Annotated in this window: 10 protein-coding genes; 7 read left to right on the plus strand and 3 right to left on the minus strand. The window is 66.6% G+C overall.

Annotation, left to right across the window (positions count from 1 at the left end; all coding sequences use genetic code 11):
- The first annotated feature begins 5 nt into the window (after positions 1 to 5).
- From QCE49_RS33835 to QCE49_RS33850, 4 genes are read left to right on the plus strand one after another with little or no spacing between them, the layout of a single operon-like run.
- A complete protein-coding gene (locus QCE49_RS33835; protein WP_250457641.1) occupies positions 6 to 1670 on the plus strand; it encodes a rhodanese-like domain-containing protein in 1665 nt (554 codons plus the stop codon).
- A complete protein-coding gene (locus tag QCE49_RS33840) occupies positions 1667 to 2860 on the plus strand; it encodes an LLM class flavin-dependent oxidoreductase (RefSeq protein WP_250457643.1) in 1194 nt (397 codons plus the stop codon). Before QCE49_RS33835 ends, QCE49_RS33840 begins: the two co-directional genes overlap by 4 nt.
- Positions 2857 to 4194, plus strand: a complete 1338-nt coding sequence (locus QCE49_RS33845; protein WP_175982467.1) for an LLM class flavin-dependent oxidoreductase — start codon at positions 2857 to 2859, stop codon at positions 4192 to 4194. The genes QCE49_RS33840 and QCE49_RS33845 overlap by 4 nt, the downstream gene beginning before the upstream one ends.
- A 22-nt stretch (positions 4195 to 4216) precedes the next feature.
- Entirely contained in the window at positions 4217 to 5449 is a 1233-nt protein-coding gene (locus QCE49_RS33850; RefSeq protein WP_250457645.1) for an SfnB family sulfur acquisition oxidoreductase, read from the plus strand.
- Positions 5450 to 5498: 49 nt separating this feature from the next.
- On the opposite strand, the gene QCE49_RS33855 is transcribed toward QCE49_RS33850, so the two are convergent.
- The 3 genes from QCE49_RS33855 to QCE49_RS33865 form a co-directional block, all read right to left on the minus strand.
- Entirely contained in the window at positions 5499 to 6467 is a 969-nt protein-coding gene (locus QCE49_RS33855; RefSeq protein ID WP_235366136.1) for an ABC transporter substrate-binding protein, read from the minus strand.
- A gap of 61 nt (positions 6468 to 6528) precedes the next feature.
- Complete coding sequence (locus QCE49_RS33860) at positions 6529 to 7302, minus strand: ABC transporter ATP-binding protein (protein WP_250437720.1); 774 nt, start codon at positions 7300 to 7302, stop codon at positions 6529 to 6531.
- Complete coding sequence (locus QCE49_RS33865; RefSeq protein ID WP_250457646.1) at positions 7289 to 8197, minus strand: ABC transporter permease; 909 nt, start codon at positions 8195 to 8197, stop codon at positions 7289 to 7291. The genes QCE49_RS33860 and QCE49_RS33865 overlap by 14 nt, the downstream gene beginning before the upstream one ends.
- 443 nt (positions 8198 to 8640) lie before the next feature.
- On the opposite strand from QCE49_RS33865, the gene QCE49_RS33870 reads away from it, so the two are divergent.
- From QCE49_RS33870 to QCE49_RS33880, 3 genes are all read left to right on the plus strand, one after another.
- Positions 8641 to 10338, plus strand: coding sequence for a 5-guanidino-2-oxopentanoate decarboxylase (locus tag QCE49_RS33870; protein WP_309806870.1), 1698 nt, complete (start codon positions 8641 to 8643; stop codon positions 10336 to 10338).
- The gene (locus QCE49_RS33875) at positions 10335 to 11810 is read left to right on the plus strand and encodes an aldehyde dehydrogenase family protein (protein ID WP_250457654.1); all 1476 of its coding nucleotides are present in this window, start codon (positions 10335 to 10337) and stop codon (positions 11808 to 11810) included. The genes QCE49_RS33870 and QCE49_RS33875 overlap by 4 nt, the downstream gene beginning before the upstream one ends.
- Before the next feature lie 159 nt (positions 11811 to 11969).
- Entirely contained in the window at positions 11970 to 13067 is a 1098-nt protein-coding gene (locus QCE49_RS33880; RefSeq protein ID WP_008345450.1) for a PotD/PotF family extracellular solute-binding protein, read from the plus strand.
- Positions 13068 to 13069: the final 2 nt, after the last annotated feature.

A 13069-nucleotide genomic window follows, 5' to 3' on the forward strand; every position in this document is an offset into this window, starting at 1 on the left:
CTCTCATGTCCCGTTCCGTATCCGCCTCGCAGTTGCGCACGCTCATCGCTCAACGCTCGGAACTCGCCGTGCTCGACGTGCGCGAGGAAGGCGTCTCCGCGCGAAAGCGTCTGTTCTATTCGTCGGTTGCGCCGGTGGGCCGGCTCGGACTGCTGATCGATCGCCTCGTGCCGCGCCGCGGCACACCCATCGTTCTCGTCGATACCCACGGCGAGTACACGCCGCGCGCAGCCGCCTTGCTCGAACGCTGGGGTTATACCGACGTCGCGATCCTCGAAGGCGGCGTCGAAGGCTGGGCGCAGGCGGGCTTCGAAGTTTTTTCGGGCACCAATGTGCCGGGCAAGGCATTCGGCGAAGTCATCGAGCACAAGCTGCATACGCCCAACATCGACGCCTCGACGTTGAAGGCCCGCCAGGATGCCGGCGACGATCTCGTCGTGCTCGACTCGCGTCCGTTCGGCGAATTCAACACGATGAGCATTCCCGGCGGCATCGATTGCGCGGGCGCGGAACTCGTCTATCGCGCGCTCGCTGTCGTGCCGTCGCCGGATACGCTGATCGTCGTGAACTGCGCGGGCCGCACGCGCAGCATCCTCGGCGCGCAGTCGCTCATCAACGCGGGCGTGCCGAACCCGGTCGCCGCGCTCACGGGCGGCTCCATGTCGTGGCTGCTCGAAGGCTTCGAACTCGAACACGGCAAGATCCGCACCGCGCCGCGCCCCGAAGGCGAGGCGCTCGCGACAGCGCGCGAGCTCGCCGCCGCCGCCGCGCGCCGCGCCCGTGTGCCGGTCATCGACCGCGACACGCTCGCCGCGCTCGAACGCGAAAGCGGGGAACGCACGCTGTATCGATTCGACGTGCGCGATCCGCTCGAATACGAAGCGGGTCATCCGGCAGGCTGGCAAAACGCGCCCGGCGGACAGCTCGTGCAGGCAACCGACGAATACGTCGGCACGCTGCATGCGCGCGTCGTGCTGCGCGACGACGACGGGGTGCGCGCGCGCATGACGGCGTCGTGGCTCAAGCAACTCGGCTATCTCGATGTCCGCGTGCTCGACGATGCGGGGAGCGCATCGCTCGTCGCCGAGCACCTCGAAGCCGGTTCGCAGGCCGTGCGCGTGCGTCCGCACGGCGCGCGCACGCGCTGGATAGAAGCCGATGCGTTGTTGCGCGAGATCGAAGCGGGCGCCGTGCAGACCATCGATATCGACAGCAGCCTCGCGTTCCGCCGCGCCCATGTGAAGGGAGCGCGCTTCGTCGCGGCGAGCGCCGTTCTCGCGCATCTGAGCGACTTGCCGCGCGACACGCCGATCGTGCTCACGTCAGAAGACGGCGTGCTCGCGGGACTTGTCGCGGCGGAAATCGCGCAGACGCGCGGCGGCGTATCCGCGCTCATCGGCGGCACGCGCCGCTGGCTCGCGCTCGGACTGCCCCAGGACGCCGGCGACGCGGGCAACCTGACCGGCGACGACGACGCGTGGTACAGCCCGTATCACGCAAAGGCGGATCAGGTCGCCGCGCAGATGAACGCGTATCTCGCCTGGGAGCTGCAACTCGTCGAACAGGTGGACCGCGATGCGATCGCGTCCATCGACGTGCTCGACTTCGAAACGCCCACCGCGCGGCGCAGCCGCGAACGGCTCGCCGACATCGCGGGGCGCGCGGAATGAGCCCCACGTTCGACGGCGCATCGAGCCCGGCGGACATCGAAGGCAGTCCGCTGCACGCGGCGTTCCAGCAACCGCTGATCCTCGGCCTCTTCCTGCCGATCCAGAACGGCGGCTGGTCCATTTCGACGCTGCCGCGCGGCACCGACTGGCGCTTCCACTACAACGCGCGTCTGACGAAGCAGGCGGAAGCGCTCGGCTTCGATCTCGTCTTCGGGCTCGCGCAATGGCTCGGCAAGAACGGTCACGGCGGCGAGATGAAGTATCGCGAGCAGTCGCTCGATGCATTCATCGCGACGAGCGCGCTCGCCGCGATCACCGAGCGCATCCTGCTGATCTCGACGGTTCATGCGCTCTACGGGCCGTGGCATCCGCTGCATCTCGCGAAGTTCGGCGCGACGCTCGATCACATTTCGAACGGGCGCTGGGGCATCAATCTCGTGACCGGTCACGTCTGCACCGAATGGGCGATGTTCGGCCAGCCGATGATCGAGCACGACGAGCGCTATGCGCGCGCGGCGGAATTCGTCGGCGTGCTCGACACGCTCTGGCGCAGCGACGCGAACCTGACGATCCGCACGCCGCGCTGGCAGCTCGACGATGCCTTCGTGAGCCCGCGCCCGCGCTATCGCCGTCCGGTACTCGTCAACGCGACCGGCTCCGATGCCGGCATCGACTATGCGGTGCGCCATTCGGACCTCGTCTTCATCACGAGTCCGGCGGGCGCGGATTTCGACGACGCCATCGGCGCCTTGCCCGCGCACACCGCAAAAATTCGCGAAGGCGCGGCGCGCGTCGAACGGCGCGTACGCACGCTCATTAACCCGACGATCGTATGCCGTCCGACCGAGCGCGAGGCGTATGCGTATCGCGACGCCATCGTCGCGCACGCCGATGAAGGGGCGCTCGACGGCTTCGTCGCGCAAGGCAGCCGCAGCGACGCGAAAGCGTGGTCGAAGCACAAGCGCGAGCAGCGCATCCTCGGCGGCAATCTGCATCTGATCGGTTCGCCCGAGCAGATCGTCGACAAGCTGCTCGCGCTGAAACGCGCCGGATGCGACGGCGTGCAACTGACCTTTTTCGACTTCGAACCCGATCTCGCCTATTTCGGTGAAGCGGTGCTGCCTTTGCTCGTCGAAGCGGGCCTGCGTCGCGACTTCGCCGGATCCAACTCTCCGCACACGACGACATGACCACCACGCGGCCACGGCAACTCCATCTGAACACGAACGTGACCGGCACCGGGCGGCATCCGGCGGGCTGGCGCACGCTCGACAATCCACGTTCGATCATCGATCTGAGCTTCTTCAAGGCGATCGCGGCGACGGCCGAGCGCGGCAAGCTCGATGCGGTGTTTCTCTCCGATACCCTGTCGCTGCGCAATCACGCCGAAGGCCCGTCGCAGGCGCTGGAACCGACCGTGCTGCTGACCGCGCTCGCGGGCGCGACGCAACATGTCGGCCTGATCGCGACGGCATCGACCACGTTCAACGATCCGTTCAATCTCGCGCGCCGCTTCGCATCGGTCGATCATCTGAGCGGCGGACGCATCGCGTTCAATGCGGTGACGACTTACGACACGCACGCCGCCGCGAACTTCAGCCACGAGATTCCGCTCTCGACCGAAGAGCGGTATGCGCGCGCACAGGAGTTCGTCGAGGTCGTGACGAAGCTCTGGGACAGCTGGGAAGACGATGCCTTCGTCGCCGACCGCCCGTCGGGCCGCTATACCGATCCCGCGCGCGTGCATACGATCGAGCATCGCGGCAAGTACTTCTCCGTGCGCGGGCCGCTGTCCGTGCCGCGCAGCCCGCAAGGGCGGCCCGTGCTCGTGCAGGCCGGCTCCTCGGAAGGCGGACGCGCGCTTGCCGCACGCTTCGCCGACGCCGTCTTTACCGCGCAGACGACGCTGCCGACGGCGCAGGCTTTCTACGCGGAGATGAAAGACCGCGTGCGCGCGCATGGCCGCAATCCCGATCATTTCCTGCTGCTGCCGGGGCTGTATCCGGTCATCGGCGGAACCGAGCGCGAGGCGCGCGAACGCAAGGCCGAACTCGACGCGCTGCTCGATACCGATCGCGAAATCGCGCGGCTTGCGGGCGCACTCGGCCTCGCGCCCGACGATCTGTCGATCGATGCGCCCTTGCCCTACGAGCTTATCGGCAAGGTCGCGCGTTCGGACCTGCCGCGCGGTTTCATCGACTCGACGGTCGCGCTCGCGAAGAGCGGGAACCTCACGGTGCGCGATCTGCTCGACCGCAACCCCGGCGCCCACCGGATGATCGTCGGCACGCCCGAGCAGATCGCCGACGATATCGAGCAATGGTTCCAGGCACGCGGCGCGGACGGCTTCAATCTCAACGCCGACGTGTTTCCTTCGGGCCTCGCCGCCTTCGTCGATCACGTCGTGCCGATCCTGCAGCGCAAAGGCATTTTTCGCCGCGACTACGAAGGCACGACGCTGCGCGACCATCTCGGCCTGCCGCGACCGGCCAGCCAGTATGCATCGTCGGCGCGTGCCGCATGAACATCGAGAGGACAGGAACCGCATGACACAGGACAAGCAACTCACGCGCGCGGCGCTCATCCGCTCGGACGACGAAGCCCTCGACACCGCGCGGCGTCTCGCCGCCGAATTCGCCGTCGACGCCGCCGCGCGCGATCGCGATCGCCGGCTGCCGCTCGACGAGATCGAAGTGTTCAGCGCGAGCGGCTTATGGGGCATCGGCGTGCCGCGCGCATTCGGCGGCATCGATGTCTCCGTGCGCACCATCGCGCAGGTGTTCGATACGATCTCGGCGGCGGATTCGTCGCTCGGGCAAATTCCGCAGAATCACTTCGCGACGCTCGAACGTCTGCGACACGACGGCACGCCGAGTCAGCAGGACTTCTTCTTTTCACGCGCGCTCGCCGGAGAACGCTTTGGCAATGCGACCGCCGAACCGGGCGACCGTCTGCCCTCGGAGCACGAGACGCGCGTGCTCCGCCGCGCCAATGGCAACGGCTTCGTGCTGACGGGCCGCAAGGTGTATTCGACGGGCGCGCTTTTCGCCCACTGGATTCCTGTCGCCGCGCGCGATGACGACGGTCTTCCCGTGACCGCTTTCGTCGCACGGCATGCGCGCGGCGTCGAGGTCATCGACGACTGGTCGGGATTCGGTCAGCGCACGACGGCGAGCGGTCAGGTGCGGCTCGACGAGGTCGAACTCGATGCGCTGCAGATCGTCGCGCGCGGGCGCCGTCCGAATATCGATACGGCCAATGCCGTGTCGCAGGCGCTCCATGCGGCGATCGATCTCGGTATCGGCCGGGCCGCGCTCGATGAGACGAAGCGCTTCCTGCACGCGTTCGCGCATCCCGCGCGCGGCAGCGGCGCATCGCATGCGACGGACGACCCGTACACGCTGCGCGACATCGGCGCACTGACGGTCGATTTACATGCGGCCGAGGCGCTGACCGCACGCGCCGCCGAGTCGATCGACCGGGCGCGCGACCCAAACGCGCCGCGCGAGGCCGTCGCCGCTGCCATCGTCGCGACGGCGGAAGCGAAGATCGTCACGACGCGATTCGCGCTCGATGCATCGAACAAGCTGTTCGAACTCGCGGGGACGCAATCGACGCGCTCCGAACACAATCTCGACCGGCATTGGCGCAATGCGCGCACGCACACTTTGCACGACAGCGTGCGGTGGAAATATCACGCGGTCGGGCAGTATGCGTTGAACGATCTACTCTGCGATCCGTTCACTTACGCGAATCCTTATACGAAGCTCGACGTGTAAGTCAAACGGCGTGCCTTCAGCACGAAAGGCACGCCGTTTCCGCGAAGCTTCAGTGCGATGCGACGGCCTGCCTGTCGAACACCGGGTTGAACTCTACGTCCACCTTGATCTGATTCTTGATGTCGCCGGATTTATAGAGCGTGTCCGCGATCTTCTGCTCGCGCGCCACCAGTTCCTTGTCGAGCGGATAGAACCGGGAACGTCCGTTTTCGGCGGAGAATTTCGCGCGCGCCGGGCTTTGCTTCATCTTCTCGAGATAGATCTTCTCGACGGCCGGCACGTTCTGCGCCCACCACGTCCACGAGTTCTTCAGGCGGCCGAGGAAGTCGCCGAGCGCCTCGCTCTTCTTCGGATCGCGCAGCACGTCGGTGCGGGCGGTGAACACGGACAACGCCGGTATGTCGAGTTCGTCGCTCCTGATGATGACGCGCGCATCGCCCTTGTCCACCGTTTCCTTGACCGGGCCGTAGCCGCCCGAATACACCGCGACCTGCCCCGCATTGAACGCGGACGCGGACACGTTGCCGTCGCCGAACTTGACGGCTTCGAAGTCCTTCGGCTTGAGTCCGGCCTTCACATACGAGAGCACGTATTGCAGATAGTTGAAGCCGCCGAAGTTATAGCCCCACGTTTTGCCCTTGAGATCGGCGAGGTCCTTGACGTCGGCGCTCTTGCGCACGACCGTGACGATAGGCGGATAGCTGCTATCCGGATTGCGCCAGCCCGCGATGATCTGCAAGGGCGCGGTGTCCGCGGTCCACGGCGTGCGTGCGTTGCCCTGTTCGATGATGAGCGACGTATCGCCCATCAGCCCGACATCGAGCACCTTCGAATACAGCGCGGACAGTTGCGCCGCCGGACCGGTCAGCACGGCCCATTTGACTTTGTACGGCGCGCCGTCGAGCACGTGCGACGCTTCGACGATCAATGGCCATGCGGCGTCCTGCGTGCCGATCGTGAGCGTCAGCGGTTCGCCTTGCGCGAACGATGCCGACGACCCCGCGACGAAACTCGTCACGAAAAAAGCGATGAAGCGTTTCCTGATGCGCATGAACGTGTGGTCTGAGTGAATGAAGTCTTCATGCCGCGTTTCGGGACGCGGCTTGCAATGCAGCGTCGTCGACGCCGAGTTCCGCGAGCAGCCGCGCGCGCAACGCGATGGCGTGCTCGTCGCCGCGCGAACGCGGACGCGGAGAATCGACCGTCACATCCGCGCTGATCTCGCCTTGCGATAGCACGACGATGCGATCGGACAGCAGAATCGCTTCGTCGATGTCGTGCGTCACGAGCACGACCGCAGGCGTATGCGCGCGCCACAGACGCGCGACGAGTTCGTACATGCGGATGCGCGTCAACGCATCGAGCGCGGCGAAGGGTTCGTCGAGCAACAAGAGCTTCGGCTCGCGCACGAGCGCACGCGCGAGCGCGACGCGTTGCGCCTCGCCGCCGGAAAGCGTCTTCGGCCAGCCTTGCGCGTGGCGCGACAAGCCGACTTCGTCGAGCGCGGCGAGCGCGGACTGCTTCGCCGCGCCCAGGCGGTCGTGGCCGATGACGACGTTTTCCCATACGCGCTTGGCGGGCACGAGACGCGGCTCCTGAAACACGACGGAACGCGCGCCCGCGACGCGCACGCGACCGCTGTCGGCGCGATCGAGCCCGGCGAGGATGCGCAACAGCGTCGTCTTGCCCGCGCCCGATGCGCCGAGCATCGACACGAACTGGCCGCGCCTGATGGTGAGCGAGACGTCCTTCAGCACCGCGCGCCCGGCGAACACGCGGCTCACGCGGTCGAGTTCGAGCGCGGCTTCGCGCTGTTGCAACGCGTCGAAGCGTTCGATGTCAGGCGAGTTCAAAACGCGGCCTCCACGGCAGGGCGAGATGTTCGAGCGCGCGCATCACGAGATCGGTGACGATACCGAGCGCCGCATACACCAGAATGCCCGCGATGATGATGTCCGCGCGCTGATTCTGGTTCGCATTCACGAGGATGTAGCCGATGCCGTTCTGCGCGTTGATCTGCTCCGCGACGACGAGCGCGAGCAAGGCGACGGCGCTCGAATAGCGCACGCCGACGAGGATCGATGGCAGCGCCGTCGGCAGAATGATGCGCAGCGCCATCTGCCGGCTCGACAGCCCGAAAACGCGCGCCGCTTCGAGCAGCTTCGGATCGACGCCGCGCACGCCGGCATACGTGTTGAGATACATCGGAAAGATGGTGGCCGCGAGGATCACGGCGACCTTCGCGCCTTCACCGATGCCGAACCAGGTGATGAAGAGCGGAATCAGGGCAATGAACGGAATGGTGCGCAGCATCTGCAGCGGCGCATCGACGATCTCTTCGCCGACGCGCCACAGGCCCGCAAACAGGCCCGCCAAAAGACCGATGCCGCCGCCGATGGCCAAGCCCGTCGCCGCGCGCACGAGCGACACGCCGATCGCGCTTTGCAGTTCGCCGTCCGCGATCAGTTCCTTCAGTGCCGCGACGATGACGGTCGGCGGCGGCAAGGTTTCGGGCGCGACGAGTTGCAGCGAGGATGCGAGCTGCCACAACACGATCAACCCGAGCGGAACGCCGATGCGCAAACCCCGCGAGCGCACCGCGCTCAACGTGCGCGCGCGTGCCTGCGCCGCTTCGCGTGTGGGCAGGTCGACTAGCGCGCGCGTATCGTTTGTGCGCTTGTCGTCCCGTTCGGGGGGCGCGCCGGCATCGAGCCGTAGCGCGGCGGAAGGATAGCGGGGAACGTTCATGGGCAGGCGGGCGGGAATGACCGGAAGCGGGTTGAACGAATGATGGTACGTTCGCCCCCATTGCGAGCAAACGAAGCGTTTGCCGGATGCTATGCGCGCTTTCCCGAATAACTATTGCAGTCGAGGGACTATCCGGACCCGGCGAGCCGCGCTGTTCCACCTCTTCATCTGTCAGGCCGATGCGGATCGGTCCGCCGACCAGCGCGAGCGTCGCATTTCACGCAGCCGCGTGTCCCGAGCTGAAGATCCGCGATGCGCTTCCGAAGCACGGAGCACGAGCCCGCCGCGGGGCTGCCATCCATCCACGCGCGGCCTGCCTGACCCATGCCGAAATCTGATGCGCCCCATGAGATCTTTTCGATTGGCTTCGCGACGGAGCCGCGTCGAGAATGATTGCACCCCAGCCGCCTCCGCAGTCCAACCAATCAGGAATGCAACGACCGATGAACCTTCGTGAATCCACCAGGCACTTCGACGATCGCAACGTGAGAACGGCAAACGGCCAGGCCGGCTCGCGCCATCGAACCTGTGGCGAATCGCTCGTCACCTTGCTCGAGATTTACGGGGTCCAGTATGTCTTCGGCATCCCGGGGGTGCACACAGTAGAGCTCTATCGCGGTCTTGCGCGCTCGTCGATCCGGCACGTGACGCCCCGTCACGAACAGGGCGCGGGCTTCATGGCCGACGGATATGCGCGTGTCACCGGCAAGCCCGGCGTGTGCTTCATCATCACCGGTCCGGGCATGACCAATATCGCGACCGCGATGGCACAGGCCCATGCCGATTCCATCCCGATGCTCGTGATATCGAGCGTCAATGCGCGCAGCGAACTCGGCAGCGGCGACGGACGCCTGCACGAACTGCCCTCGCAGCGCGAAGTATTCAACGGGCTCGCCGCGTTCTCGCACACCTTGCTCGATGCCGCCGATCTGCCTCAGGTGCTGGCCCGCGCGTTCGCGGTGTTCGAGAGCGCCCGGCCGCGGCCGGTGCATATCGAGATCCCGCTCGACGTCATCGTGTCGCCGGCGGGCGTCATCGAGGCGTCGTGCGCCGTGCGTGCGGCGAAACCCGCTGCACACCCCGCCGCGCTCGCCGCCGCCGCGGAACTGCTCGCGGAAGCGCGCCGCCCGCTGATTCTCGCTGGCGGCGGCGAGGCCGACTCTGCCGCCGAACTGCGCGAACTCGCCGAGCGGCTGCAGGCGCCGGTCGCGCTCACGACCAATGCGAAAGGACTGCTGCCGTCCGGACAGCCGCTTCTCATCGGGTCCACGCAGTCGCTGCCGCACACCCGCGCGATGATCCGCGAAGCCGACGTAGTGCTCGCGGTCGGAACCGAACTGGGCGAAACCGATTACGACGTCGTCTTCGACGGCGGCTTTGCGATCGCAGGCAAGCTCATCCGCATCGATATCGATGCGCAACAACTGATGCGCAACGTTCGTCCGGATGTGGCCATCGTCAGCGACGCGCGCGAGGCGTTGAGCGAGCTGTCGACGAGACTGCACGAGCGTCCCGTTCGCCCGGCCGCGACGGACTGGGGCGCGGCGCGCGTCGCCGCGGTGCGGGCCGCCAACCTGGCCGGCTGCGACGCCGCGATGCGCTCGCAGCAGCGCCTGATCGACACGATCGTCGGCACCTTGCCCGGCGTCGTCGTTGCAGGCGATTCGACGAGCCCGGTCTACGCGGGCAACTTTCTCCACGATGCACCGGCGCCGCGCTCATGGTTCAACTCGTCGACCGGCTACGGCACGCTCGGGTATGGACTGCCCGCCGCCATCGGCGCGAAGCTCGCCGCGCCCAGGCGGCCGGTCGTCTGCCTGATCGGCGATGGCGGTCTGCAGTTCACGCTGCCGGAACTGGCGAGCGCGGTGGAGGCGCGCGTGCCCGTGATCGTGCTGGTGTGGAACAACTTCGGCTACGGCGAGATCCGCAAATACATGGCGCAACGCGATATCACGCCCGTCGGCGTCGATATCTACACGCCCGACTTCGCCGCGCTCGCCAAAGCCTTCGGATGCGAGGCCGCACGAGTCGACGACCCGCGGACCCTCGAAGCCGAGCTGCGGCGCGCAGTATCGCGCGACGTCCCGACCGTGATCGAGGTCCGCGAAGCCGACTGGTTTGCACGGGTGCCGTCATGAACGCGAACGCACGCCCCGTCTTCGACTTTCCGCTGCGCACCCAGCTCTTCATCGACGGCTGCTGGTGCGCGCCCGAAACGCGGCAACGCTTGCCCGTCATCAATCCATCGACCGAAGAGACGATCGCCGAAGTGGACGCGGCCGGTCCCGCCGACGTCGATCGCGCGGTGCGCGCCGCGTCGCACGCATGGCGCGCCTGGAAACAGACTTCGGGCGCCGCGCGCGCCGCCTTTCTGCGAGCGATCGCACGCGGCGTGGAAGCCCGTGGCGAGCATCTCGCCGCGCTTCAGTCGCTCAACAACGGCAAGCCGATCGCCGAATCCCGCATCGATGTCGGCGACGTGGTTGCCACCTTCGACTACTACGCCGGGCTGGCCGAACGGCTGGATGAACCGGGCGAAGCGATCGCCATCCCGAGCGACCGGCATCGCGCGGTGATCCGCCGTGAACCCGCCGGCGTGGTCGGCCTGATCGTGCCGTGGAATTTCCCGATGGTGACCACGGCCTGGAAACTCGCGCCCGCGCTCGCCGCGGGATGCACGGTCGTGCTCAAGCCTTCCGAATTCACCCCGCTGCCGGAACTGGCGCTGGCCGCGATCGTCGAGCAGGCCGGCCTGCCACCCGGCGTGTTCAACATCGTGACCGGCGCCGGCACCGATGTCGGCGCGGCGCTCACCACGCATCCGCTCATCGCCAAGGTCTCGTTCACCGGCAGCACGGCGGTCGGCGAGCAGGTCATGAAGGCGGCGGCGCAGTCCATCAAGGGCGTGAGCCTCGAACTGGGCGGGAAGTCGTCCATCGTCGTTTTCGCGGACGCCGACCTCGATCTCGCCGTCGATCTCGTCATCGGCGGTGCGTTCTTCAATGCCGGACAGATGTGCTCGGCCACGTCGCGCGTGCTGGTCGAACGGCCGCTCGCGCAGGCGCTGATCGCTCGCCTCGCCGACCGGGTCGCGCGCACCGTCGTCGGCGATCCGTTCGCCGCCGCCGTGCAGATGGGGCCGCTCACGAACCGCGCGCAGCACGAACGCGTGCAACGCTTCATCGCGCGGGGCAAGGCGGACGGCGCGAGCCTCGTGGTCCAGGGCCAGGCGCCCGACGGACCCGGATACTTCGTGCAGCCAACGATGTTCGTCGACGTGCCCGCCGGCAGCGCCGTGTGGCGCGAAGAGATCTTCGGACCCGTCTTGTGCGTGCGCAGCTTCGACACGGAAGACGAAGCGATCGCCACCGCCAACGACACCGAGTTCGGGCTGGTCGCAAGCGTCGTCACGCGCGACGCGGCACGCGGACAGCGCGTGGCGGCCGCGTTGCAGGCGGGCGTCGTCTGGATCAACGCGCCGCAACTGATCTTTCCTCAGACATCCTGGGGCGGCTTCAAGAAGAGCAGCATCGGCCGCGAACTCGGGCCGTTCGGACTCGCGGCCTTCCAGGAAATCAAGCAGGTGCTGACCGCGGCCGATCCCGACTGAAAGCTTTTGTTAAGGCCGAGCCATGCGTTCGGCTCATGGCAACCATGCCGAGATTTCGATTGTTGCCGAAATTTTGCGTCCCTAGAGTGCTCTCACAACGCCGCTGTTGATCGACCGACCGCATTGACCGACTGCTGCACGTTCAGCGAGGAGTGAACCATGCATGACATCAAACGAGGCAGAAGGCAGGCCATCAAGACCATCGGCATGGCGCTCGCCGCATCGAGTCTGCCGATGCCGTTCATCAGCACCGCGAAGGCGCAGGAGAGGAGCTTCGCCGGCAAGACGCTGCGCCTGCTCACATGGTCCGACGACACCGGCGCGGCGGCCTTGCGCAATATTGCCGCGACGTTCAGCCAGAAGACCGGCGCGCAGGTCATCGCCGATCGCGCCGACGGCACCTCCGGCATGGTGGCGAAAGTGAAAGCGGCCGGAGACCGCCCGACCTACGACGTCATCACGCTCGCGGGCGTGGGCGCCTCGGGTCTCGCGGATGCCGGTCTGCTGATGAAGCCCGATCTGAACAAACTCCCCAACCTGAAGGATGTCGCCGCGCGGTATCAAACGGGCGCCAACGGCTTCGGCATCGGCTATCTGTTGTGGTCGGACGGTCTCGTCTACAGCACGTCGTCGGTCAAGACGGCGCCCACGACCTACGAAGCGCTTTGGGATCCCAAGTATGCGGGGCGGATTTTCCTGCCGCCGCCGGAATGGGCCGAAGCGGTCGATCTCGCGATCATCGCCGCCAAGATGGCGGGCGGCTCGCAGCAGAACATCGAACCGGGCTTCGCGAAGCTCGCGCAACTCAAGGACCGCGTGCTCACGCTCGGAGAGAATCCGAATCAGGTCGCCGACCTGTTCCGCACGGGTTCGCTGGATATCGGCGGCATCTACTCGCCGGCGTTCTTCCCCGATCAATTGCGCAAGCCCGAGTACAAGATGGCCGTCACGTATGGGATGAAGGAAGGCTTCGCCACCCAGCTGATGTTCACGGTCATACCGAAGGCGCACCCGGGCGACATCGACCTGATCCACGCGTTCATCAACCATTCGCTCGACGCAGGCGTGCAAGGCCGCATGGCCGCCGACGTGCTGAACGGTCCGGTGAACTCGAAGGCGGCGATTCCCGCCGAAAGCCGCGCGTTCGTGCCGTCTCCCCAGCAAATCGCGGAGAACGCCGTGCTGCACGACGACAAGGCATTGGCGGCGGTGCAACCGGCGTGGATCAAGCGCTATACGGAAATCTTTTCGGCCTGAGC

It is taken from the genome of Caballeronia sp. LZ008, from assembly GCF_031451435.1.
Lineage (GTDB): Bacteria > Pseudomonadota > Gammaproteobacteria > Burkholderiales > Burkholderiaceae > Caballeronia > Caballeronia zhejiangensis.

What these genes read in the sequence shown, in the direction of transcription:
- QCE49_RS33835 (WP_250457641.1), top strand. Translation starts at nt 6, where the DNA reads ATGTCCCGTTCCGTATCCGCCTCGCAGTTGCGCACGCTCATCGCTCAA.
- QCE49_RS33850 (WP_250457645.1), top strand. Translation starts at nt 4,217, where the DNA reads ATGACACAGGACAAGCAACTCACGCGCGCGGCGCTCATCCGCTCGGAC.
- QCE49_RS33880 (WP_008345450.1), top strand. Translation starts at nt 11,970, where the DNA reads ATGCATGACATCAAACGAGGCAGAAGGCAGGCCATCAAGACCATCGGC.
- QCE49_RS33845 (WP_175982467.1), top strand. Translation starts at nt 2,857, where the DNA reads ATGACCACCACGCGGCCACGGCAACTCCATCTGAACACGAACGTGACC.
- QCE49_RS33875 (WP_250457654.1), top strand. Translation starts at nt 10,335, where the DNA reads ATGAACGCGAACGCACGCCCCGTCTTCGACTTTCCGCTGCGCACCCAG.
- QCE49_RS33870 (WP_309806870.1), top strand. Translation starts at nt 8,641, where the DNA reads ATGAACCTTCGTGAATCCACCAGGCACTTCGACGATCGCAACGTGAGA.
- QCE49_RS33840 (WP_250457643.1), top strand. Translation starts at nt 1,667, where the DNA reads ATGAGCCCCACGTTCGACGGCGCATCGAGCCCGGCGGACATCGAAGGC.
- QCE49_RS33865 (WP_250457646.1), bottom strand. Translation starts at nt 8,197, where the DNA reads ATGAACGTTCCCCGCTATCCTTCCGCCGCGCTACGGCTCGATGCCGGC.